This window comes from Enterobacter sp. D2 (assembly GCF_034427575.1).
GTDB lineage: Bacteria > Pseudomonadota > Gammaproteobacteria > Enterobacterales > Enterobacteriaceae > Enterobacter > Enterobacter cloacae_M.
In genome coordinates, this window is the sequence record NZ_JAXQPP010000002.1 from 60,880 (window position 1) to 86,812 (window position 25,933).

Genomic DNA, 25,933 nt, shown 5'->3' on the forward strand with positions numbered 1-25,933 from the left:
CTTATATCAAAAACGTCACCCTAACTTAAATGCATATTAAGCGCGCTTAAACAATAACGTTTTACAGTATATTAAAAATGTCTCCTACCAATTATCATACTGCGTAAATCATATTTAAAAGCAACATCGCAAGACAAAATTAAAATCATAAAAAAACAAACAGTTAAGCTAGTTAAATTATTAACAAACCCAATGTATTAATGCCCTCTTCATTGTTTTGGTACTTATTTACGAAAGCTTAATTTGCACAACCATCGTTTTCTGTCTATATCATTTTTATATTCTTGAAAATAATTCCTCTATTAATTACAGGGTTTTATAAGACACAAAACACCCATAACAACTGTTCTGTTTATAAGTCATTAGATTCGCTCTGATGTTGCCACTCTGAATTCTGGCGGGCATCGTGCGCGCTAAAAACAACGGTCAGTGCTGCTTGATAACAGCGACTGCGCCGGGGGCGCCCTTTACCTTCTGCAGAGATGGCTCGTCTTGCTCGCCGTTCATGATACATCTGCTGGAGTAATGCCTAAATGAGCCAAATCTCTGTTATATCGAAACTTACTGGCGTGGAAACGACCACGGAAGGCACACAGGTTACGCTGAGCCATTCCTCTATCGTTGAGCTTCATGTCGAGCGAGCGAGCGTCTCCCACTTCGCGCGAAATGGTAACGATCTACTGGTTACGCTGCACTCCGGCGAGGTGATCACCCTTAAAAACTTCTACGTCACGGACGCGCAGGGCGTGAGCCAGCTGGTACTGCAGGACAGCCAGGGCGCATTATGGTGGATTGAAGATCCGACCGGAGCCGCCACGTACGAATCTATCGCCTCAACGGATGTGCTGCTTGCCTCTTCCGGGAGTGATGCCGGTGGTGCCGCCATCTGGCCATGGGCTCTGGGCGGCATTGTCGCAGCGGGCGGCATCGCGGCGGCGGCAAGCACCGGTGGCGGCGGCGGCGGTGGAGATGACGGCAATAATAATAGCCCCAACCCCAACACACCCGTCGATCCTGCCGATCCGGATACAACGCCGCCGAACGCGCCTTCCGGCCTTAAGTTCTCTTCAGACGGTAAAACCGTCACCGGTACCGCCGAACCCGGCAGTACCATCACGCTGAAAGACGCGAACGGGAATGTTATTGGATCAGGAAAAACGGGCAGCGACGGCAGCTTTACCGTCTCTCTCGGCACACCGTTGACCAACGGCGAGCAGGTGACTGCCACCGCGACGGATAACGCCGGGAATACCAGCCCGGGCACAACGCTCAACGCACCGGATACCACCGCGCCCGATGCGCCAGCAATCACCAGCGTAACGGACGATGTTGCTCCGCAGACGGGGACCGTCAGCAACGGCGGCAGCACCAACGATCAGCGTCCGCAGCTTACCGGTACCGGCGAAGCGGGCTCGACAGTGACGATTTATGACGGCGGAGTCGCTATTGGTACGGCGGTCGTCGCCAGCAACGGCACCTGGACCTTTACCCCGTCGGTTGACCTGAGTGAAAGCACTCATCAGATTACCGTGCGGGCAACCGACGCCGCGGGCAACACCGGGCCTGCCTCACCGGTGTTTACCCTGACGGTGGATCTTACTCCGCCGGACGCGCCGACCGCGATTGTGCTGACCGACGATACGGGCGTTATCAGGGGAACCATCACGTCGGGCGCGCTTACCGATGCTTCACTGCCGCTCCTGGCGGGAACCGGCGAGCCCGGCGGAACCATCACCATTTACGATAACGGCGTGGTGGTTGGCACCACAACGGTTCAGCCCAACGGCACCTGGAGCGTCACGCCGAACGGTCCGCTCCCGGACGGGACACACTCCATAACCGTCACTGAAACCGATGCCGCCGGAAACCTGAGCGTGGCCTCAGAGCCTGTCATCTTCACCGTGGACACCACGCCGCCGTCTGCCCCGGGTAATCTCGTGGTGTCGAATGATGGCGGCACCATCAGCGGCATCGCGGAAGCTGGCAGCACGGTGACCATCCGTGAAGGCGATATCACCCTTGGCACGGTGGTTGCCGACAGCCAGGGTAACTTCAGCCTGACGCTGACCCCGCCAAAAGTTAACGGTGAAATCCTGACCGCTGACGCCACAGACACGGCGGGCAACACGGGACCAACAACCTCCGCGGCGTCGCCGGATATTACCTCGCCGCAGATGCCAGTTATCGTGTCGGTGATTGATGACGTGCAGGCCACCACCGGCCCCGTGGACCAGAATGGCCTCACTAACGACACGACGCCGACGCTCACCGGCACAGCTGAACCGGGTTCAACCGTTACTATCCGTCTGAACGGAACTGATATTGGCACAGTGCTAACCGACAGCAACGGCCAGTGGTCTTATACGCCCACCACGCCGCTTGTCGAGGGCACTCACACTTTTACCGCCGTTGCTACCGATACGGCGGGTAACACCAGCCTTCCGTCGGAGGGCTTCACCCTGACCGTCGATATTACTCCGCCACCGGCAGCGACTATCGCTACAGTGACCGATGATGTCGGCGGCGTTCAGGGTCCGCTTAGCAGCGGCGATACCACGGATGACACCAAACCGCTGCTGCAGGGCACCGCCCCGGCTGATGCGGTAATCACCGTCTATGATGGCGCAACCCTGCTCGGCACCGCCACCCTTGACGGCAGCGGCGGCTGGAGCTTTACGCCAACAACTCCACTCACCGACGGCCTGCATTCGCTGACGGTTCACGCCACGGATGCCGCAGGCAATACCAGTATCTCCAGCCCGTTCGCACTGGTAGTGGACACCACGCCACCGCTTGATCCGGGTAATCTCGTGGTGTCGAATGATGGCGGCACCATCAGCGGCATCGCAGAAGCTGGCAGCACGGTGACCATTCGTGAAGGCAACGTCATCCTTGGCACAGCTGTTGCCGACAGTCAGGGTAACTTCAGCCTGACGCTGACCCCACCAAAAGTTAACAGTGAAATCCTGACCGCTGACGCTACCGACACGGCCGGCAACACCAGTCCAACCACCTCCGCGGCAGCACCGGATATTACCCCACCGCAGACGCCAGTTATCGTGTCGGTGATTGATGACGTGCAGGCCACCACCGGTCCCGTGGGCCAGAACGGCCTCACCAATGACCGAGCCCCGACCGTGAACGGAACGGGCGAAGCGGGCTCGACCATCACGATTTATAACGGCAGCGATGTCCTCGGTACGGTGGTTGTATCCTCCTCCGGCCAGTGGAGCTTTACGCCGCCCTCACCGCTGACCGATGGCACGTACGTGCTGATGGCAACGGCGACGGATCCCGCCGGTAACCCGAGCGGGTTATCAGACTCGTGGACAATTAACGTCGACGGGACGGCGCCTGGCGCCCCGGTGATTTCACAAGTCGTGGACGATGTTCCCGGGCGTACCGGCTCGCTCGATATTAATGAGACCACCAACGATGCCACCCCGACGCTCAGCGGTACCGCCGAACCAAACGCGACGGTCACCCTCCGCGTGGACGGTGTTGCTATTGGTACGACCGTCGCCAATGGTCTTGGCGCGTGGATCTTTACCCCTGACACCCCGATCGCTGAAGGTCCACATACCCTGACCGCCGTCGCAACTGACGCGGCGGGCAACACCAGCCCCGTCTCCAACACCTGGACTCTAACGATTGACAGCGTCGCGCCAGCCGCCCCGGTCATTACCCAGGTGCTGGACGATGTGCCGGAGCGCCTCGGCGCGCTCACTTCTGGCGACAGTACCAACGACACCATGCCAACGCTCAACGGCACGGCTGAACCGGGCTCAACCGTCACCATTCGCCTTGATGGCAGCGATCTTATTACGATCCCGGTCGACGGCAGCGGCACCTGGACCTATACCCTTACCACGCAGCTTGGCGAAGGGCCTCATACCTTTACCGTCGTCGCCACCGATACGGCGGGTAACACCAGCCAGCCGTCAAGCGGATTCACCCTGACCGTCGATACCACGCCGCCAGCGGCGGCAACCATCGCAACCGTGACCGATGACGTCGGCGGCGTTCAGGGCACGCTTAGCAGCGGCGATACCACGGATGACACCACGCCGCTGCTGCAGGGCACCGCCCCGGCTGATGCGGTGATCACCGTCTATGACGGTGCCACCCTGCTCGGCACCGCCACCCTTGACGGCAGCGGAGGCTGGAGCTTTACGCCCGTTACCCCGCTCACCGACGGCCCGCATTCGCTGACGGTTCACGCCACGGATGCCGCCGGCAATACCACTATCTCAACGCCGTTTGAACTGACGGTAGATACCGTTCCGCCAGCCACGCCGGACATCCCGGCAATCACCGTCAATCCTGACGGAACAGAAACACCGTTGAACCCGGGCGAAACTACTCGCGACACCACGCCGACCCTGAGCGGTACCGGCACGGCGGGCGATACCGTGACGATCTACAACAACGGCGTCAAAATCGGCGACGCCGTCGTGGACAACACCGGCAACTGGACCTGGACGCCATCAACCCCGCTGCCTGGCGGCACCTATGACATTACCCTGACCGTTACCAACGTGGACGGCACGGGCAACGAAAGCGCCCCGTCGCAACCGGTAACCATCACCATTGATACCGAAGCGCCGGCTACGCCTGCGGCACCGACCGTCACCGACAGCGTTACACAAATCACCGGCCCCGTTCCCGATGGCGGAACCACCAACGATCCGCGCCCGGTCCTGAGCGGCACCGGCACGCCGAACGACGTCATCAACATCACTGATACCGTTAACGGAACACCGACCGTCGTGGGCACCGTCACGGTAGACAGCAGCGGCAACTGGAGCTGGCGTCCTGACAGTAATATTGGGGAGGGCAACCACGTCTATACCGCCACCGCCACCGATGAGGCGGGTAACGTCTCTGACCCGTCTCCAGCGATTACGATCATCGTGGACACCCTGGCGCCGGATACGCCGGTGATTAGTGCAGTGGGCGGTGAGCCGAACGGTGGCTACATCACGGATACCACACCGACAGTGGGCGGAACCGGCGTCAACGGTGAGACGGTGATCGTCTACAACAACGGCGTCGAAGTGGGCCGTGTCGTGGTGGCTAACGGGGAATGGAGCCTGACGCTTCCAACGCAAACGGACGGTCCGCTGAATATCACCGTTGCGGGTGTGGATGCGGCTGGCAACCTTAGCGCGCCGAGTTCCGTCTTTACCGTCACCCTCGATATCGTTGCGCCAGAGATCCCCGTCATTAGTACTGTAGCTGACAGCCAGCTGTCTAATAACGTGCTCTACACGAAGGACGGCACGCCAACCCTTACCGGGACCGGTGAACCCGGCACCACCGTTATCGTTTCCGTAGACGGCACGCCATCTACAGTGCTGGTGACGGTCCAGCCGGGCGGCACCTGGAGCTGGACTGCCGACACGACGCTGCCGGATGGTCCTCATACGTTCACAGTCTCTTCCAGCGATCCAGCGGGTAACTCCTCCGGTGATTCAGCACCGCTGAGCGTGACGGTGGATACCGCCGCGCCTGCCGACCCGATCAACATGGCACTGGCTCAGGAAGGAACGCCGCTGACCGGTAACGCCGAGGCAGGAAGTACCATTACCGTGAAAGATAGCGGTGGGACCGTCATTGGTAGCGGCGTTGCCGCCAGCGACGGCAGCTTCTCGATTGCGCTGAGTCCGGCGCAGCTGGATCCGACCACGCTGACCGTGACCGCCACCGATGCCGCAGGAAATGCCAGCCCTGGCGCATCCTTTATCGTTACCGATTCACCGCTCGACCTGCCACAGGTGCCCGTCATCACGGCGATTGTCGATGACGCGGATCCGGTCACCGGCGATGTGAAAGGCAAAACTACCAACGACACCACGCCAACGCTTACCGGTACGGCCGAAGCGGGCAGCGTGATTACTATCTATCAGGACGGTAGCACGACGCCATTAACAACGGTGACTGCCGACGGCAGCGGCAACTGGAGCTATACGCCAGCCGCGCTTGACGAGGGGCTGCACACCTTTGAGGTGACCGCGACCCTCAACGGCCAGACCAGCGGCCGCTCTCCGGCGGCCAGCGTCACCGTCGACCTTACCGCACCGGGCACGCCAGCTATCGGCGCGGTGATTGACGACGTCGGTCCGGGCACCGGCCCGCTGACCAGCGGCCAGATCACCAACGACAACCAGCCGACCCTCACCGGCACCGGCGCGGTGGGCGATACCATCTCCATCTACAACAACGGCGTGCTGCTGGGCAGCGTGGAGGTCGGCAACACCGGCACCTGGAGCTACACCACGCCCGTTCTTGCAGAGGGTAATAACGTCCTGACCATCCGCGAGACCGATCCGGCGGGGAACCAGAGCGGTCCTTCGGCGGGCTTCACCGTCGTGGTGGACTCCGTTTCCGCCACGCCGGTTATCACCAACGTCACGGATAACGTCGGTAACGCCGCCACCACGGTAGTTAGCGGCAGCGAAACGAACGACGCCACGCCAACCCTTTCGGGGACAGCGGATGCAAACAGCGTGGTGACCATTTTCGACGGCGGCACCCAGATTGCCGTGGTGACGGCTGACGGCACCGGCGCATGGACGTTTACCCCTGATACCGCGCTTGTCGAAGGCTCGCACAGCTTCACCGTTCGGGCGACCGACCCGCTGGGCAACGTCAGCGCAATCTCAGCCCCATGGAGCGTGGTGGTTGACCTGACGGCGCCGACGGTTCCAACGCTGGATACGGTGAGTGATAACGTCCCTGGCGGCGTCACGGGCAACCTGACCAGCGGGCAGGCGACCAACGACAACACCCCGACGATTAGCGGCACCGGACAGGCAGGCAGCACCATCTACATCATGAATAACGGTACGCAGTTGGGTACGGCGATTGTCGACGGAACCGGCAACTGGTCCTTCACCCCGACCACGCCGCTGGACGACGGCAGCTACTCCCTGCGCGCGTACGCAACGGATGCCGCGGGCAACGCCTCGGCGAACTCGTCGGTCTTCGCCTTCACCGTCGATACCGCAGGCCCCGGCGTGCCGGTGGTGACCAGCGTGATTGACGATGTCGGCCCGGTCACCGGGACGCTCACGTCGGGTAACAGCACCAACGACGCGCGTCCAACCTTCAGCGGCACGGGCGACGTCGGTTCTACGGTGCACGTGATTGTTGATGGCAACGAAATTGGCACCGCCGTGGTCAATGCCCAGGGCAGCTGGACCTTTACCCCGGGTACCGATCTGCCCGACGGACCGCATGCCATTACCTTCAACGCCACCGATGCGGCGGGCAACGTGGGCACAGCAACGGCACCGTTTAACCTGACGGTGGATACGGGCGTGCCGTCGGCGCCGGTCATTTCGACCGCGGGTGACAATGTGGGCAGCATTCAAACCCCGCTCTCTTCCGGGCAGAGCACCGACGACACCACGCCGACGCTGAACGGCACCGCCACCGCAAACGCCACTGTCACCGTGTATGAGAACGGCCAGCCGGTCGGCACCGTTCAGGCGGACGGTACCGGCGCATGGAGCTTTACGCCGTCAACGCCGCTGGCCAGCGGCAGCCATACCTGGACCGCCACGGTCACCGATGCAGCGGGCAACGTCAGCCCGACCTCGCCGGGCTTTACCCTGATTGTTGATACCGCGGCACCGAACGCACCGGTTATCAGCCAGGCGATAGACGACGTGGGCAGCATCACCGGCCCGCTCACGTCCGGGCAAACAACCGACGATACCGTTCCGCGCCTTGTCGGGACCAGCGAACCGTTTGCCACCGTGAACATCTATGAGGGAACAACCCTTGTCGGAACAGGCACCGCGGATGGCAACGGAAGCTGGAGTATCTTGCTCAACACCACGCTGACAGCGGGCGCGCACAGCTTCACCGCGCAGGCGACGGATGCGGCAGGCAACACCAGCGTGTCCTCCACCAGCTTCAGCCTCACCGTCGACACCACGCCGCCTGCGCTGCCGGTGCTGACCAGCATTCTGGATGACGTGGGCAATGCGGCGACGCCGGTGGCGAACGGCGGGTTCACCAACGACGCGCAGCCAACCCTTAGCGGCACGGCGGAAGCCGGGTCAACGGTGAAAATCTTCGATAACGGCGTACAAATCGGCAGCGTGACGGCGACCGGCGGGGCGTGGAGCTTTACGCCATCCCCGGCGCTGAGCAACGGTCCGCACAATTTAACCTTTACCGCCACCGATGCGGTGGGCAACGCGAGCGCGCCTACCGCCGGGTATGTAATTAACGTCGATACCCTCGCGCCGGGCGCACCGGTCATCAGCTCGGTCATTGATGATGTCGGCAGCGTCACCGGGCCGGTGACCGGTACAAATCCGACCAACGACACGCGCCCAACGCTGAGCGGAACCGCCGAAGCGAATGCCACGGTGCGGATCTACGATGGCATCACGCTGGTGGGCACGGTGACCGCCGACGGCAGCGGAAACTGGACCCTGCCGCAAACCACCACGCTGACGCAAGGAACGCATAACTTCACCGCCACGGCCACCGATGCGGCGGGCAACACCAGCGTGGCGTCAGCCGTGACGACGATTATCGTCGATACGACCGCCCCAACGGCGCCAACCGGAACCTTCAACGCCGACGGTAGCGTCCTGACCGGAACTGCGGAAGCAGGCAGCACCGTCGCGATCCGCCTTGCGGACGGCTCGACGGTGACCGCCATTGCGGACAGCAACGGCACCTACACCTACACTTTCATTAACAAACAGACCGAAGGCCAGACGCTGCAGATCACCGCCACCGATGCCGCGGGCAACACCTCGCTGCCGGGCTCCGCCCTTGCGCCGGTAGTGCCGCTCTCCGCCAGCAATAACGTCGAAGAGCTGAACCTCAGCACCACTGCAACCGTGACCAACAGCCAGTACAGCGATTACGGCTTCCTGCTGGTCGGCGCCGTCGGCAACGTCCTGACGCTGCTGGGCAATGATACGGCCCAGGTCAACTTCACGGTGGGCAGCGGCGGCAGCGCGGATATCGTGGTGAACGCCAACGCCACGGGAGCGGTGCTCTCTCTGCTCAACACCCTTGAGCTGGTGGTTCAGCATTACGTCAACGGCGCCTGGACCACCGTGGTGGACACCGGCCAACCGCAGTTTGCCGATCTCCTGACCCTCGGCGCAACCGGCGTCTCGCTGAACCTGACCGGGCTGGCTGACGGCGACTATCGCGTGCTCAGCTACAACACCAACCTGCTGGCAACCGGCTCCTACACCAGCCTCGACGTGGCGGTGAAAGAGACCGGTCCGGGTACGGTCACGGGCGAAACCAGCCTCAACGGCAACGTGATCCTCGATACGGACCCGACCGCCGGCAGCGACAACGCGCCGGCCGGAACCACTATCTCCGCGGTCACTAACGCCCAGGGCGTCACCACCAGCGTGAACGCCGACGGCACGGTGATCCAGGGCCAGTACGGTACGCTGACCATCAACCGCGACGGCAGCTACACCTACAGCCTGACCGACACCAGCGCCGCGGTCATTGGCCGGACGGAGAGCTTCACCTACACCATTACCCATAACGGCGTCAGCGCGTCAGCAAACCTGGTGCTGTCTCTGGGTGCCGGTACGGTAATCAACGGCATTGTGGCGGTGGACGACACGGCCTCGCTGACCTTTGACACCACCGTGAGCGAGATTAATAACGGCGCCTCGTCTCAGAACGGTTTTACCCTGGTGGGCATTAATCTCGGCAGCACGCTGGGGCTTAACCTGCTGGACGACATGACCAACCCGATTATCTACAACGTCGAGGAAGGCACGACCCGCACCATGACCATCCAGGCCTCCGTGGGCGGCGTGGCGCTGGCGTCGGTGTTCGATCTGTACGTCTATAAGTTCAACAACGCCACCCAGACCTTCGAGCAGGTTCGCGTCGAGTCGGGCTGGCTGCGCGCCCCGCTGCTGGGGGGCACCTCATCTCAGCTGACGCTGAATCTGCCGGCCGGGGAGTACCTGTTCTTACTCAATACCGCATCGGGGATCGCCGTCCTGACGGGCTACACGCTGAGCGTTCTGCAGGATCATGTCTACAGCGTGGCGAGCATCAGCGAAACCACCACGGGCGACGTGCTGGCGAATGACCCTGTTCCGGCGGGCACGGTGGTCACCGAAGTGAACGGCGTGGCGGTCAACAGCAGTGGAACAACCGATATTCAGGGGGAATACGGCACGCTGACCATCAATTCGTCCGGCCAGTACACCTACACCCTGAGAAGCGGCGTGGGGGCGGACCATATCAGCACGCCTGACACCTTCGTCTACACCGTTACCGCGCCTGACGGCTCGAAGGATACGGCATCGCTCAACATCACCCCAACAGCCCAGGCGATGGATGCGGTGAACGATGTCAGCGCCACGATGGACCTCACCTCGGTGCACCACACGTCGGTCTACTCGGATACCACCGTGGGTACCGCCAGCTGGACGACGGCGCTGCTCTCGTCAACCCAGGGCTCCGGCAGCGGAACCTTCGTGGTCGACGCGAACACCGCGCTGCACAACGCGTCGCTGCACTTTAACGTGGCCTCGCTGCTGTCGCTGGGCGGACTGACGGTGAACTGGTCCATCAGCGACGGGTCGGGCGTGATCCGCAGCGGTTCCTTCAGCGGCGCCTCGCTGCTGGGCGGCAGTATCGACGTTCCGCTGACCGGGCTGGATCTCAACGCCGGGACCTATACGCTGAACTTTACCGGTAGCGTACCGGGGCTGAGCGTCGGGACCATCACCATCACCCCAAGCGTGAACGGCACCACCTACTCGCTGAGTGATTTTGACGTCACCGGCAGCCACACCGTCAACGGCAATATCTTTGACGGCACCGACTCTGGCGGCGTGCTGGAGCAGCTCCACTCGGTGGATACCCGCCTGAGCGTGACCGGGTACAACGGCGTGACCACCACGCTGGATCCATATACCGGCAGCGCAACGGTGAACATCACCGGCCATTACGGCATCCTGGCGATCGGCGCTGACGGTCATTACACCTATACCCTCAACAGCGGGGTATCGCTCTCAACCATGACGTCGAAGGAGACCTTCAACTACACCCTGACCGATGCCAACGGCAACACGGATACCGCCACGCTGACCATCAATATGGCACCGCAGTTCATCAGCTCGGAGCATAACGACGCCATCACCGGTACGGCCTACGGCGATACGCTGATTTATCAGGTGCTGAACAGTACGGTGGGAAATGCCACGGCGGGCAACATCAGCAGCACCGCGGGCGATCACTGGACCGGGTTCTCGCTGGCGCAGGGGGACAAAATCGACATCGGCGATCTGCTGGTGGGCTGGGATGGTAATACCGCCTCGTTGGGGAATTATATCCATGTCACACAAAGCGGTAGCAACACTGTGATCTCCATCGACCGTGATGGTGCAGGGTCCACCTACACTAATACTGCACTCGTTACGCTTGATAACGTTCAGACCACATACGACGAGCTTGTTAACCAGCAACACATCATTACCTGATAGCACCTGCAAGAGATGACCCGGGCGCACAGCGCCCGGGCATAAATAATAAAGACATACTCTTTTTAATAGGGACATGACATGGGAATGAAGATGCCTCACTGGTGGCTCTCGTGCTGCCTGATATCTATGCCTGCTCTCTGCGCGAACCCGGCGGCAATCATCAACACCGGGCAGCTTCGCGAAACGCAGGAACTCCCCTCGCTCAATGGCCGCGTTGCCCCTGCGGCCGGCAAAGCCGCACCCGGTTCATTGCAGCTTGGCGATGCCGTTAACCGCGCCGTCACCTGGCACCCGGCGATCGGCGAAGCCGTGGGAAAACTCTATGAACAGAGCGAAGAGGTGGACGTCGCTAAATCAAAATACTATCCGCAGATTAATGCCGGCGTGGACAACGGCTATTCCCATGACGGCGACCAGAACGGCTTTACCCCATCGCTGGTGCTCTCTCTCTCACAGATGCTCTACGACTTTGGCAAAGTGGCCAGCCAGGTGCGCGCCGAGAGCGCGGGCGTTGCCCAGCAGCAGGCCAACGTGCTGGTGAGTATCGACACTATTGCCCACGATACCGCCATCGCCATGGTGCAGGTGCAAACCTTGCAGCAGATGGTCGACACCGCTAAAGAACAGCTCGACGCCCTCTCCTCGATTGGCACGCTGACCCGCCAGCGTAACGACGAAGGGGCCACGTCGCTCTCTGACGTGGTGCAGACCGATGCGCGCATTGAAGGTGCGCGCGCCCAGCTGATGCAGTACCAGGCCAGCCTGGACAGCGCCCGCGCCACGCTGATGAGCTTTCTCGGCTGGAACAGCCTGAACGCAATCAGCAATGACTTTCCGCAAAAGCTGGGCCGGAGCTGCGACATCGCCGAGCCGGATGACCGTCTGGTGCCCGCGGTACTTGCCGCCTGGGCGCAGGCTAACGTCGCCCAGGCGAACCTCGACTACGCCGACGCGCAGATGACGCCCACCGTCTCGCTGGAGCCGGAGGTGCGTCACTATATGAACGATCGCTACGCGGGGAGCGAAACCCGGGATCGCACCCAGTATTCCGCCTGGGTAAAAGTGCAGATGCCGCTCTATCAGGGCGGCGGCCTCACCGCCCGGCGTAACGCTGCCGGACACGCGGTGGAGGCGGCGCAGTCCACCATTCAGCGTACGCGTCTTGACGTCCGCCAGAAGCTGCTGGAAGCCCGCAGCCAGGTGATGAGCCTGCAAAGCACGCTGCAAATTCAGGGCCGCCAGGAAGCCCTCAGCGCCCGCACCCGCGAACTGTACCAGCAGCAGTATCTCGATCTCGGTTCGCGCCCGCTGCTCGACGTGCTCAACGCCGAGCAGGAGGTCTATCAGGCTCGCTTCACCCAGCAGCAGACCCTCGGTCAGCTGCACCAGCTGCAGCTCAACTGCCTGTATAACACCGGGCGGCTGCGTCATGCGTTCGATCTTGATAACCGCACCATCCAGACCGTGGAGATCCAGCCATGAAGCAGCGTGATATCCCGCAAGGTGAAAACATGACGGATGAGGCGCTGGCGCAGTGGGCGCAGGCCTTTGGTTTTGTCGCCACGCGCTACCGCGTCGCCTGCTCGCCCGGCTCGCTCATCGCGGGCGCGCCGTGGCTGAAAGGCAAACCGATGGTGCCCGCCCTCACCCAGCTGGCCCGCGAAGCGGGGCTGTCGTTTCAGCTCCTTACCGACGATCGGCAGGCGATCAACAGCTGGCGTCTGCCGGTAGTGGTGGCGATGAACGACGGCAGGATCGGCGTGATCGAGCATTTCGACGGGGAGGATACGCTGGAGGTCAGCTTTTTCGACGATGAGACCTACACCAACCGGCTGTCGATGACGGCGATGCTGCCCGCTATCCGCCACGTTATTGCCCTGCGTCCACTCGCCGCGCTGAAGGACAGCCGCGTGGACGCCTATATCTCAAAATACCGTCCGGACTGGCTCTACCGGCTGGTGATGCGCGACCTGCGCCCCTACAGCTGGGTCATGCTGGCCGCCCTCTTTATCAACGTGCTGTCGCTCTCCGGGATTGTCTTTTCCATGCAGGTCTATGACCGGGTGATCCCCGCCCAGTCCTATCCGACGCTTTACGTCCTGACCATCGGGGTGCTGATTGCCACCCTGTTTGGCTTTGTGCTGCGCGTGGCGCGCGGGCACATTATGGATCTGCTCGGCAAGCGCTCGGACATGCGCGTTTCAGATCGCGTCTTCGGCCACGCGCTGCGGCTGCGCAACAGCGCGATCCCCCGCTCCACCGGCAGCTTTATCTCTCAGCTGCGCGAGCTGGAGCAGATCCGCGAGATGGTCACCTCATCCACCATCTCGACGATTGTTGATCTGCCCTTCTTTTTACTGTTCGTGGTGGTGCTGGCGATCATCGCCCCGCAGCTGGCGTGGATCGCCCCGGTCGCGGCGGTGATCATGGTCCTGCCCGGCCTGCTGCTGCAGAAGAAGCTGGCAGAGCTGGCGAAACAGTCGGCCCATGAATCGACCCTGCGCAACGCGGTGCTGGTGGAGAGCGTGCAGGGTCTGGAGGACATCAAGCTGATGCAGGCGGAAAACCGCTTTTTGCAACAGTGGAACAGCTATATCCAGATCACCGCGGAATCCGGCCTGCGCACCCGCGAGCTGACGCAGAACCTGATCAGCTGGGGGATGACCATTCAGAGCCTGGTCTACGCCGGGGTGATTGTGGTCGGCGCCCCGATGGTGATCGACGGCACCCTGACTACCGGCTCGGTGGTCGCCGCGTCGATGCTGGCCTCCCGCATGATCGCCCCGATGGCGACGCTGTGCGGCGTGCTGGCGCGCTGGCAGCAGGTCAAAGCGGCAAAAGAGGGGCTGGACAGCATCATGCAGCTTCCCACCGAAAACCAGCGCGAGGAGACGCCGATCCGCCAGGACGTGCTGCGCGGACACTACCTCTTCGAGCAGGCGCAGTTCCGCTATCAGCCGGACGATCCGCGCATGGCGCTGCGCATTAACCGGCTGGAGATCCGGCCGGGAGAAAAAGTGGCGATCCTCGGGCGCAACGGCGCGGGCAAATCGACCCTGCTGCAGGCCATGGCGGGCGGGATGGATCTGGCGGCCGGCGAGCTGCGGCTTGATAACTTCAGCCTGCCGCATCTCGACGTCGCCGACGTCCGGCGCAACGTCGGCTTTATGACCCAGAACGCGCGGCTGTTTTACGGCACCCTGCGCGAAAACATCACCCTCGGCATGCCGCGCGCCACTGACGAAGAGATTTTCGAGGCGCTGGAGCTGACCGGCGCGGCAGGCTTCGTGCAGAAGCTGCCCAAGGGGCTGGACTACCCGATCATGGAAAACGGCGTGGGGTTATCCGGCGGGCAACGCCAGTCGATTCTGCTGGCGCGGATGCTGCTGCGCGATCCGAATATTGTGCTGATGGATGAACCCACCGCGTCGCTGGACGAGCACACCGAGCGGGAATTCATCCAGCGTCTGGGCGACTGGCTCGGGCATCGCACCCTGATTGTCGCCACGCATCGCGTACCGGTGCTGGAACTGGTGGAGCGCGTCGTGGTGTTGAAAGAGGGAATGCTGGTGATGGACGCGCCAAAGGCACAGGCGCTGAACAACAGCCGTATGCAGCAGCAACAGCAGCAGGCAGCAACCGGACGGGAGTGGAAAAATGAAAATCAGTCAGCGTGACGTGGCGGCAATGGACGATCTGGATAACGCCCTCGACTCCGAAAGCGGCTACACCGGCGCGCGTCGGATCGTGATCTTCTCGCTGCTGATGTTTGTGGTGCTGGGCGTCTGGGCGTGGTTTGGCGTGCTGGATGAGGTATCAACCGGCTCGGGTAAAGTGATCCCCAGCTCGCGCGAGCAGGTTCTACAGTCTCTCGACGGCGGGATCCTCACCGAGCTGAACGTCCACGAGGGCGATCAGGTGCAGGCCGGACAGGTGCTGGCGCGGCTCGATCCGACGCGTTCCGAATCAAACGTCGGCGAAAGCGCGGCGCGCTACCGGGCCTCACTGGCCTCCAGCGCCCGCCTGTACGCCGAGGTAAACGATCTCCCGCTGAAGTTCCCTCCTTCGCTGGCAAAGTGGCCGGATCTGATTGCTGACGAAACGCGCCTCTACAACTCACGCCGCGCGCAGCTGGAAGATACCCAGCGGGAGCTGCGCGCCGCGTTAGATCTCGCCAACAAGGAGCTGGCCATCACCCAGCGGCTGGTCAAAACCGGCGCCGCCAGCCACGTGGAGGTGCTGCGCCTGCAGCGGCAGAAAAGCGATCTGGAGCTGAAGCTCACCGACGTACGCTCGCAGTATTACGTTCAGGCCCGGGAGGCGTTATCCAAGGCCAACGCCGAGGTGGATATGGTTTCAGCGATCCTCAAAGGCCGCCAGGATTCCGTGACCCGTCTGACGGTAAAATCCCCGGTACGCGGGATCGTGAAAAACATCAAGGTCACCACCATCGGCGGGGTGATCCCGCCCAACGGCGAGCTGATGGAGATTGTGCCGGTGGACGATCACCTGCTGATCGAAACCCGCCTGTCGCCGCGCGATATCGCCTTTATCCACCCGAACCAGGAGGCGCTGGTTAAAATCACCGCCTACGATTACGCCATTTACGGTGGCCTGCACGGGGTCGTCGAAACGATCTCTCCGGACACCATCCAGGACGAGGCCAAGCCGGAAGTGTTCTATTACCGGGTGTTTATCCGCACCAGCCAGGATTACCTGGTGAATAAGGCGGGCAGGCACTTCTCGATTGTGCCGGGGATGATTGCGACGGTGGACATTAAGACCGGCGAGAAAACGGTGCTGGATTATCTGATCAAGCCGTTTAACCGTGCGAAAGAGGCGCTGCGGGAGCGGTAGTCAATCGCCGGGTGGCGGCTTCACCTTAGGACGGGGTTTTCTCCCTCTCCCCGTGGGAGAGGGTTGGGGTGAGGGCATCAGACCGCGAAATCAAACCCACTGCCCCGGCGTTTTACCGGTCCATGCTCTGAAAACCTCAATAAATGCGCTGACGCTGCTGTAGCCGCAGGACAGCGCAATCCACCCTACCGGCTTCCCCGCCGCTAGCCACTCCATTGCCCGCATGACGCGCGCCAGCTGCCGCCAGTTAACAAAGTTCATTCCGGTCTGGGCGCTAAACCGACGGTTGAACGTACGTACGCTCATCCCAGCATGAACAGCATGGCTCTCGACCGTCTGGTTATCATCGACAAACTGCAGCAAATGGCTGACCACTTTCTTCAGACGCGGATCCGTCGGCACGGGCAGAGAAAAACGAGCCTGGGGCGTCAGGGCAAGCTCATCCAGCAGCAAAGTCAGCTTTCGCGGATCGCACTCGCTCTCTGCATCGCATAAACGGGAAAATAGTGCATGGGTGAGATCGTCGGGCTCGAACAGCGCGGGCGCATCGGGAAGCATTGCGCACCCGGCGGGGTCAAGAAAGATAGCGCAGCCTTCTATCGCACTTTCGGAAAAAGCGGCGTGCTGCCGATCCGGAGGGATCCAGCCGATGTGTTTTGCCGGTACGACCGAACGCGCCTGCTGCGTCTCAATGACCAGCAGCCCCGTTGCAATGCGCCACAGCTGGCCGGTGCGATGACTGTGCCAGGGCGTTCGGTACCCGCCGGGATGAAGGAGCGTTTCAACACTGACCATATCATTTTGACCGAAAATCGTTATTCTTTGGCGTATTAGAGAAACTGCGACTTCGGCTGTCAAGGATAATGGTGATTCACCATATAAGGAGCCCGCATGAGCATTATCACGTCCCTGATAGCCCACACCGACAACGCCGCGCAGCGCGAAAAGATGGCCTGCCTGTTAACCCGCTTATTCAACGGCGATATCGATCCGGCAGAGGTATTTACGTCCGATTACCAGCAGTTTACAGACGGTCACGCGCTAGACTACCGGGGTTTTGTCCAGCATCTGAGCCACGTCAGCTTGCAGATCCGCGCGATCGCCTTTACCGTGGTGGAGATAGCCTGTCATGACGAACTTCTGGCTGACCGGCATATCGTGACGGTCACGTATCCTGATGGTCGTCAGGCAGAGATCGAGGTTTACCTGTTTGCCGCGCTGCGTGAAGGGAAAATCTGGCGGATCCATGAAGTCACGCGAGCACTCAGCGGTGATGCCTCAGATCGCACGCTGGCTCACGCGACAGAATAACGTCACTCCACCGGGCGCGCTTCGGTTCGGTTATACACCCCAACATAGCGCGCAAACTTTCCGAGAAACACACCGGCAAACACGCCGCCGGAGACGATCGCCAGCGCGCTCATGGCGGGCTGCTGCATCGTCTGGGGAGAGACCGCACTCATCACGCCCAGCACATATTTAACGCCGAACGCCAGCATCATAAACGGCAGCGCGGTGTAGTCTGCCTGACGGTAAAGGCTGCGCGGCGCATCTGCGCGGGTGATAACCGCCTGCTTAATCAGGAAATACCCCAGCGCGGCCCCGGCGAGGATCCCCGCCGTCCACAATGCGACAGTTCCGGGCGTCAGCGTGCGGTAGACCACCAGATCGTAGATATCCCAGATTAGAAATATTGCCGGAATGATGGCAAGCCTCTCCAGCGTAACGGTGGCGGGCCTGCGGGCTTTAATGCCGCGAGAGATAAGGAAGATAAACAGCACCCACACCCAGGCGGGCGTGTGCGTAACGACACCGAACAGAAATTCAAACATGGCGATTTCCATGGACGATCGCGGCTCGTGCCGCCCTGAACGCGTATTGCGCATAACGGCAGGAAAGCCATTATGCGCAGGTCTTTTACAGCGATTTTTTCAGGCGTTGAACCGCTTCCTTCAGCTCTTCATCCGTTGGCGTGACAAACGACATACGCAGCGTTGAATGGTCTGGCTCATTGCAGTAGAAAAACTCGCCCGGCACAAATACTACGCCGTTACTTAACGTTTTTTCCAGCCAGCGAGTGGTATTACTCCCATTTTTCATAGTCGCCCACAGGAACATGCCGCCCTTCGGCTTGTGGAACGACATCACATCACCCAGCTCGGCCTCCAGCTCCGTTGCGAACGTCTGGTATTTCTGGCGATAGGCTTCGCGGATCGTTTTAATCTGATCGGGCAGACGACCGGTTTTCAGGTATTCATACGTCATCAGCTGCGACAGCGTGCTGGTGTGCAGGTCGGTGGTTTGCTTAAGGTTTACTACTGCGCGCTTCAGCCATTCCGGCACCAGCACCCAGCCCACGCGGGTTCCTGGAGCAAGAATTTTGGAGAAGGTCGAGGTATACACCACGTTCTCTTCGTTGCCGATATCTTTGGCATGGGCAATTAACGGGCGGAAAACTTCATCGGTATAATTAATTTCGCTGTACGGATCGTCTTCAATAATGACGAAGTCATAGCGCTTCGATAATTCCACCAGCTGTTTGCGACGCGCCTCAGAGAGGGTTACCCCGCCAGGGTTGCCAAACGTCGGAACAATATAGACCGCTTTGATGGTTTTCTTCGCCGCCAGCGCTTCAAGCTCGTCGACCTTCATGCCGTCACCATCGGTGCCAACGGATTCAAAATTCGCCTGCGCCAGACCGAAGACCTGCAGCGCGGCAAGATAGGTTGGACGCTCAACCACAACGGTATCGCCCGGGTTGATTAATGCACGCGCCAGCACGTCGAGGGACTGCTGTGAACCGGAAGTAATAACGACATCATCGGCCTTACAGGCGATACCGCGCCCCTCGCAGATGCGCTGAATTTCTTCCCGCAGCCCCGGTACACCTTCGGTCAGACCATACTGAAAGGCCTCACCAAAATGCTGTGATAATACGGCATCAGCGGCAATTTTCAGCCCTTCGTGATCGAACAGGGCCGGATTAGGAATCCCCCCACCCAGCGAAATGACGCCGGCCATTTTGCTATGTTTTAATAATTCACGGATGGCAGATGATTGCAGGCCCTGCGCGCTGCTGGCGAGTTTATTCACAGACATTCTTTGCATACCTTCTTTTTTATAGTGTGCCCAATCTTAGCAGAATATGGGCGATAAATTCCGTTAGCTTAGGGAGAGGTCGTAAATCCTGACGCCACAGCAAATGCACGGGTCTCGGCGCCGGAATATACGCCTCCAGCACGCGCACCAGCCTGCCGCTTTCCAGATCTTCCGCCACCAGCACCTCCGGTTGCAGCAATAGCCCCGCCCCGGCTCTCGCGGCCATCCGCAGCCCGTAGCCGTCGTTGCATCTCAAGACCGCATCCCGCTTCCAGCGCACCTCGCCTTCGACGCCCGGCAGCCGCCACTCGTTGCGTGCGGTCCACACGCTGTGGGATAAGCAGAGATGATCCACCAGATCGGCAGGGGTTTGCGGCGTACCGTAGCGCGCAAGGTAGTCCGGCGCGGCGCAGATCACCATCCGGTAAGGGCAGAGGTATTTCGCCACCAGATCGTCGTTGTGAATATCGCCAATGCGAATGGCCAGATCGATGCCCTCCTCCACCAGATCCACCATACGGTTGGTGAGATCCAGCTCTATGCGCACCTCCGGGTAGCGTTGTAAAAAAGAGGCCGTAAGCGGCGCGATGGCGCTGCCGCCAAACGAGGTGGGTGCGGTCACGCGCAGGGTGCCGGACGGCGCGGCACGCAGGCGTTCCACCGCGCTTTCGGCAATTGCCACCTGCTCCAGCACCCGCTTCGCCTCGTCGAAATAGACCCGCCCGGCGTCGGTCAGGCTCTGGCGCCGCGTGTTACGCTCCAGCAGGCGGGTGCCGAGCTGTGATTCCAGCAGCGCAACGTATTTCCCCACCATTACCGCCGACATCTCCAGCCGAGCCGCCGCACTGGTAAAACTGCCGCTTTCAACCACGGCAATAAAGGTCTCCATGCTGCGAAGCTTATCCATATTCCAAACTCCTGGTTAGTAATCTTCTAACTTTAGACCAGTTTATCTGCATTTTTATTTATTAAAGAATGAAGGCTCACAACATAAGGAGTCGGCTATGAAAATCGTGATTATTGGTGCCAGCGGTACGGTCGGTCGTGCGGTAACGGAAGAGCTGAGTCGTCGCCACGAGGTCATCCGCGTCGGCCGCACGCAGGGCGACGAGCAGGTGGATATCACCTCGCAGGCGAGCGTCCAGGCGCTGTTTGAGAAAATCGGCCCGGTTGACGCGATTGTGTCCGCCAGCGGCGGCCTTTACTTTGGCCCGCTCGCGACCATGAAGGACAGCGACTTCAACCAGGGCCTGCAGGACAAGCTGCTGGGACAGGTGCGCCTGACGCTGACCGGCCAGCATTATCTGAACGAAGGCGGCTCTATTACGCTGATAAGCGGCATCGTGGCGCACGAGCCAATTGCCCAGGGCGTAAATGCCACCACGGTGAATGCGGCGCTGGAAGGGTTTGTCCGCGCTGCAGCCTGCGAGCTACCGCGCGGGATCCGCATCAACCTGATTAGCCCGACGGTACTCACCGAATCCGTCGAAACCTACGACGGCTTCTTCCCGGGCTTTGAGAGCGTTCCCGCCGCGACCGTGGCGCAGGCCTATCGCCGCAGCGTGGAAGGCGTGCAGAGCGGGCGGGTGTATAAGGTGGGCTACTGAGCCTTACGGGCGGCGATCAGCACCAGCATTGGGCGCTCCGCCTCTTCGGCCAGCGCGGGCCAGGCGTCAATCTGCGCCTGCGCTGGCCCCCACTCGTTGACGTCGCTTATCGTTAATCCGGCCCCGATCAGCGCGTTAAGCGTGGTGCCGAGCGTGCGGTGGTATTTCACCACCCCGTCTGCCAGCCAGTTGCTGACGCGTTTGCCTTCATCCTGATAATGATTAACGCCCCAGTACCGCTCACCGTTATCGTCGGTCAGCCAGCCCTGACGGGTGGCGCAGGTGTATATCGGGTGCTCCATCGAAAAGACCAGGCTGCCGCCGGGCTTGAGCGCGCGCTGAACCCTGGCGAATAGCGTATCCAGTTCCGGCAGGTAGTGCAGCGCCAGCGAGCTATAGACCAGATCGAGGCTGCTCTCGTTGAGCTTAAGAGATTCCAGATCGCTACGCTGATAGTGAATCTGTGGGTCAGCGGTAAGCTCCGCTGCGCGGGCGAGCATCTTTTCTGAGATATCGACCCCCGTGACGTCAGCAGCGCCCAGCTCGCGCGCCGCGCGGCAGAACCAGCCGTAGCCGCAGCCGAGATCGACAACCGATTTGCCGGTTAAATCCGGCAGCATGGCCTTAAGCGCGGGCCACTCCGGCGCGCCGTCCAGACCCTGCACCGAGCGTGGAAGCTGGGCGTAGCCTTCAAAAAACGCCGGATTGTCGTAGATGTTTTGTGCCATGGCAGATCCCTCTTTAAGAATGTGCATAGCAGTATACTGCATTGTCGGGTGGCGGCTTCGCCTTACCCAACCTATGGAAGTGCGGCCTGAAGCCCTCACCCCACCCCTCTCCCACAGGGAGAGGGAGAAATGCACCTCAACCCACCGAGCCCCAGACAAGGTTGCCCTTATGGAACGTCGCGGTGCGCGGCGAAATGCGCGCCACGGCCTCGGCGGAGCAGGAGGCATCCACCAGCACAAAGCTGGCGTCGTCCTGCGCTTTCGGCCACACGCGCTCGCCTTTGTCATTCAGCGGCAGCACGTCGCCGGTGGCAATGCCGAGCGCGCGGGAGAGCGTCTGCTCGTTCGGGCGGATGTACAGCTGAGCGTATAGATTCGCCTTCTCCAGCATGTCCCCCAGACCGTACGGCGACCAGTGGTCGATGACGCTGTCGGTCCCCGTCATCACGAACACACCCTTCTCGCGCAGCTGCTTCAGCGGCATATGCAGGGTGCCAATCGGCACGGTGGAGGCGATGGTCACCCGCTGCGCCGCCATGCGGGTGGCGATCTCATCCACCTGCTGCTCGTTGAGCGTCGCCAGCGCAAAGGCGTGGCTGATGGTCAGCTTGCCCTTCAGCTCCGGCGTTTTCTCCACGGTCTCGACCATGTAATTCACCGCCGCCACGCCCGCCGGGCTGGTTTCATGCAGGTGGATATCCACACCTTTGTCGTAGTCCAGCGCAATCTGGAACATGGCGTCGAGGGATTTCTCCATTGCGCCGTCGACGTTGGTTGGGTCCAGCCCGCCCACGTAGTGCGCCCCGGCCTGCATCGCCTCGCGCATCAGCTTTTCGGAGTTCGACAGCAGCAGCCCGTGCTGCGGAAAAGCGACAATTTCGCAGTCAAAGCCGGGCTTACGGCGCGATAAAACCGCCTGCAGGTTTTCCAGATTCTTCAGACCGGAGGTCGGCTCGATATTGCAGTGGCTGCGAGCGATGGTGGAGCCTTTCGACTGGATCAGATCGATCAGCTTTTCCGCGCGCTCCTGGGTGTAGGGCTGCAGCTCAGGCAACAGCTTCTGTTCCAGGCGGATCATATCCTGAATCGTGGTGCCCGCCGGGCGGTTGAGCGATCGCCACGGGCCACCGTAGAAGGTTTTATCCAGGTGGATGTGCATGTCGCGCATTGCCGGGAGCATCAGCTTGTTGCCCGCATCGTAGTGCGGCAGCGTGGCGTCGGCGTGGCGCTTGTTGTCGCGCAGGGCGACGATCTTCCCGTCCTTGATCTCCAGCGTTTTCAGCTCGGTACGGGTGCTCGTCGCCACGCCACCGTCGAAGTTAAAGCCGGCTTCGAGCAGCACGTTGTCCAGATAGTAATGTTTCGCGGTGATCGTCATCGGTTTACCCGTCTCGCAGGTTGGCTTTGCGGAGTCGGCAGCATACGCGACGGATCCGGTCGCGCCAAACAGCGCGCAGGCGGTGACCATTTTGCCGCTCTGGCTAATAAATTCGCGGCGGCTTTTATTTTCACTCATCTTATCTTCCTTCATTAATAATATGGGTACCGGTTTCCCCGCGCAGCGCGGCGGGCAGGCAGTCCGGCGAGGTGATAATCACGCGCTTGCCGCCGTGGTGTAAAAACGCCAGCGAGGCGACGATTTTGGGCAGCATGCTGCCCGCCGGGAAGTGGCCTTCGTCCATGTAGCGCGTCATCTCTGCTACGTCGACGGTCTCCAGCGCCTGCTGATTTGGCTTGCCGAAGTTGATGCACACCTTTTCCACGCCGGTAGTTATCACCAGCACGTCGGCGCAAATCTCACGGGCCAGCAGCGCGGTGGAGAGATCTTTATCGATCACCGCGTCGACGCTCTGGTAATCGCCCTGCTCAGTGCGCACCACGGGAATACCGCCGCCGCCCGCGCCGATGACCACAAAGCCTTTTTGCGTCAGGGCTTTGATCGCATCCGCCTCGACAATCCGAAGCGGCTGCGGTGAAGCCACCACGCGACGGTAGCCACGGCCTGAATCCTCGACAAAATGCCAGTCCGGGTGTGCGCGCTTCAGCTCGTCGCGCTGCGCCTCGCTGAAGAAAGCACCGATAGGTTTCGTCGGGTGCGTAAAACCCGGATCGTTTTTATCCACTTCTACCTGGGTAACGACCGTGACCGCCTTTTGCTCCCCGCGCGCGGCCAGGCGATTGTTGAGCGCCTGCTGGATCAGGTAGCCAATCCCGCCCTGGGTGTCCGCCACGCAGTTTGCCAGCGGCGTCAGCGGCAGCCCTTCCCGCTCGTGGGCGATTTCGGCGCGGCGCAGATCCAGCCCCACCTGGGGGCCATTGCCGTGCGTGAGCACAATGTCATAGTCGGAGGCCAGCATTTCGAGCACCGACTCTGCCACCGCTTTCACCGCCTGCGCCTGATGTTCAACCGACTGGCTGGCGTTGTCTTTGATAATGCTGTTGCCGCCGATGGCGACGACCATAAGCTCTTTCATTTTGTTTCCTTTCGAAGGTGCGTTCTGGTGCCTTCACCCAGGCCTTCTCCCACAGGGAGGGGGATTAACGTTCCCTCTCCCTGTGGGAGAGGGTTAGGGTGAGGGCATCAGGCATTATCAGGATTCAGAAACCGTTGCCGCCGCGCTCGCCGCTTCGCGGCTATCAAGCACATGCTTCACCACAAACATGCCGCCCATCATCAGATACGCGGTGACGAACATCAGCGAACTGCCCTCGGCAAAGCCCACCACCGGGGCGTGGATCACCCCAAACAGCGCCAGCAGTGCACCACCCGCAGCGGCGACAGCCCCGCGCAGCGGTTTGTTGATGATGGCGAAGATGGCGATACAGCCCCACAGCATGCTGGCGAGCGGCGCGCCGTTGCCGAGATGCACCAGGCCTTCGTAATAAATTCCTTTGCTGTGCAGCACGTCGGTGCCGATCTTCGCCGCGCTGGTGCCCGCCGCCCCCATCACGCTGTTCATCATGGTCAGCGCCCAGTTGGCGATCCACGGGAACAGGCAGATGAAGATCACCGGCACCTCCACTTTGGGCGTTTCCCTCACAACCTGGTTGGCGGTGACGACGCCGATAAACACCAGAATCGGCACGATGGCGGTCATCGGAATGATGGCGAGCATAAATGCCCCCAGCCCGAACAGCGGCACGATGAACATGGTCACGCCGGAGGCCAGCGTGTAGCCGATGCTGGCCCCCATCGCTTTCCAGCCGGGGTGGCCGACGTAAACCGTCACCGGGAACGGGTTCCCCATCAGGCAGCCGAGCATCGACGCCAGACCGTTCGCCAGCATCACCTTGCGCGTCGGGTACGCATCTCCCGCCGCGTGGGCGCTTTCGATGTTCTCCAGGTCAAAGATGTAGTTCGCCAGCCCCAGCGGCACGGCAGAGGCCAGATACGGCAGCGCGTGCGGCAGGCCCTGCATGAAGCTGTCCACGTGCACTTCCGGCGGATTAAAGCCGAAGGATGACATAGACGCTTTAATCGCTTCCGGGCTTTGCAGACCGGAGATCCACGCCAGTGCCGTACCGGCTATCAGCAGCAGCAGGCCGGTCGGGATACGGGCGAAAATCGGCTTTTTACCGAACCAGTTGATGAAGATCAGCAGCAGCACGATAAACGACACGGTCGGCGCTTCGAACGCCTGCAGCATCGGGTTCATCGCCAGCAGCAGCAGGCCCAAACCGGAGAGGCACGACAGCAGCACGGTACGCGGGATCATCTTGCGGATGGTTTCCCCTAAAAACGAACCGCCCGCGAGGATCATCGCCTCCACGAAGCACCACACCAGGCCAATCTGGATCGCGAAGTCCGCATCGCCGGTCTGCTGATAAACCGGCATCAGGACCAGGAAGGTCACGGTAAAAATCGACGGCGCGCTCGGGCCGGACGGCAGCGCGGTCACGTCCGTTCGTCCGGTGGCGCGCGCCATCTGCATGCCGAACCAGGCGTAGCAAATACTCGCCACCAGCACCGCCAGCCCGAAGGCTGGCGCGATGCGTCCATAAACAATCTCCTTCGGGATGCCGACGACAAAAATGAGCAGCCCCATCATGGTCAGCAAATTGGTCAGGTTGTTGGTCATCAACCCGAAATACGCCGCCCAGTCACCTCTTTTCCATTCCAGCTTCATGTTTTTCATGG

General features: G+C 61.0%; 14 protein-coding genes. 6 read left to right on the plus strand and 8 right to left on the minus strand.

Annotated elements, in window-relative coordinates; genetic code table 11:
• Positions 1 to 533: 533 nt before the first annotated feature.
• The 4 genes from SPG90_RS12505 (at position 534) to SPG90_RS12520 (ending at position 16,361) form a co-directional block, all read left to right on the plus strand.
• Positions 534 to 11,501, plus strand: a complete 10,968-nt coding sequence (locus SPG90_RS12505; RefSeq protein WP_322408174.1) for a BapA/Bap/LapF family large adhesin — start codon at positions 534 to 536, stop codon at positions 11,499 to 11,501.
• A gap of 81 nt (positions 11,502 to 11,582) precedes the next feature.
• A complete protein-coding gene (locus SPG90_RS12510; protein ID WP_163354236.1) occupies positions 11,583 to 12,986 on the plus strand; it encodes a TolC family outer membrane protein in 1,404 nt (467 codons plus the stop codon).
• Positions 12,983 to 15,181, plus strand: a complete 2,199-nt coding sequence (locus SPG90_RS12515) for a type I secretion system permease/ATPase (RefSeq protein ID WP_045404680.1) — start codon at positions 12,983 to 12,985, stop codon at positions 15,179 to 15,181. The genes SPG90_RS12510 and SPG90_RS12515 overlap by 4 nt, the downstream gene beginning before the upstream one ends.
• Before the next feature lie 10 nt (positions 15,182 to 15,191).
• On the plus strand, positions 15,192 to 16,361 hold the full coding sequence (locus SPG90_RS12520) for an HlyD family efflux transporter periplasmic adaptor subunit (protein WP_086374946.1): 1,170 nt from the start codon (positions 15,192 to 15,194) through the stop codon (positions 16,359 to 16,361).
• 90 nt (positions 16,362 to 16,451) lie between these two features.
• Here SPG90_RS12520 and SPG90_RS12525 read toward each other — a convergent pair whose 3' ends face one another.
• Entirely contained in the window at positions 16,452 to 17,156 is a 705-nt protein-coding gene (locus tag SPG90_RS12525) for a helix-turn-helix domain-containing protein (RefSeq protein WP_239631213.1), read from the minus strand.
• Between the two features lie 96 nt (positions 17,157 to 17,252).
• Between SPG90_RS12525 and SPG90_RS12530 the strand changes: the two genes are divergently transcribed.
• Positions 17,253 to 17,672 (plus strand): nuclear transport factor 2 family protein, encoded by a 420-nt coding sequence (locus SPG90_RS12530; protein WP_322408175.1) that lies wholly within the window; start codon positions 17,253 to 17,255, stop codon positions 17,670 to 17,672.
• 2 nt (positions 17,673 to 17,674) lie between these two features.
• On the opposite strand, the gene SPG90_RS12535 is transcribed toward SPG90_RS12530, so the two are convergent.
• The 3 genes from SPG90_RS12535 to SPG90_RS12545 all read right to left on the minus strand — a co-directional run bounded on the left by SPG90_RS12535 (position 17,675) and on the right by SPG90_RS12545 (position 20,367).
• Positions 17,675 to 18,193: a DUF6622 family protein gene (locus SPG90_RS12535; protein WP_163354235.1), complete on the minus strand. Its 519-nt coding sequence runs from the start codon at positions 18,191 to 18,193 to the stop codon at positions 17,675 to 17,677.
• A gap of 85 nt (positions 18,194 to 18,278) precedes the next feature.
• Positions 18,279 to 19,460, minus strand: coding sequence for a PLP-dependent aminotransferase family protein (locus tag SPG90_RS12540; protein WP_045404689.1), 1,182 nt, complete (start codon positions 19,458 to 19,460; stop codon positions 18,279 to 18,281).
• A gap of 19 nt (positions 19,461 to 19,479) precedes the next feature.
• Positions 19,480 to 20,367, minus strand: coding sequence for a LysR family transcriptional regulator (locus SPG90_RS12545; protein ID WP_126303012.1), 888 nt, complete (start codon positions 20,365 to 20,367; stop codon positions 19,480 to 19,482).
• 97 nt (positions 20,368 to 20,464) lie between these two features.
• Here SPG90_RS12545 and SPG90_RS12550 point away from each other — a divergent pair, with 97 nt between their 5' ends.
• Positions 20,465 to 21,067: a short chain dehydrogenase gene (locus SPG90_RS12550; protein WP_126303013.1), complete on the plus strand. Its 603-nt coding sequence runs from the start codon at positions 20,465 to 20,467 to the stop codon at positions 21,065 to 21,067.
• Here SPG90_RS12550 and SPG90_RS12555 read toward each other — a convergent pair.
• The 4 genes from SPG90_RS12555 to SPG90_RS12570 all read right to left on the minus strand — a co-directional run bounded on the left by SPG90_RS12555 (position 21,061) and on the right by SPG90_RS12570 (position 25,931).
• Complete coding sequence (locus tag SPG90_RS12555; RefSeq protein WP_126303014.1) at positions 21,061 to 21,795, minus strand: class I SAM-dependent methyltransferase; 735 nt, start codon at positions 21,793 to 21,795, stop codon at positions 21,061 to 21,063. The genes SPG90_RS12550 and SPG90_RS12555 overlap by 7 nt on opposite strands.
• Before the next feature lie 136 nt (positions 21,796 to 21,931).
• The gene (locus SPG90_RS12560) at positions 21,932 to 23,311 is read right to left on the minus strand and encodes an amidohydrolase family protein (RefSeq protein ID WP_047173848.1); all 1,380 of its coding nucleotides are present in this window, start codon (positions 23,309 to 23,311) and stop codon (positions 21,932 to 21,934) included.
• 1 nt (position 23,312) lies between these two features.
• Entirely contained in the window at positions 23,313 to 24,269 is a 957-nt protein-coding gene (locus SPG90_RS12565) for a carbamate kinase family protein (RefSeq protein ID WP_126303015.1), read from the minus strand.
• A gap of 117 nt (positions 24,270 to 24,386) precedes the next feature.
• Positions 24,387 to 25,931 carry a hypothetical protein gene (locus tag SPG90_RS12570; RefSeq protein WP_063927674.1) on the minus strand — a complete coding sequence of 515 codons (1,545 nt, stop codon included), beginning with the start codon at positions 25,929 to 25,931 and terminating at the stop codon, positions 24,387 to 24,389.
• Positions 25,932 to 25,933: the final 2 nt, after the last annotated feature.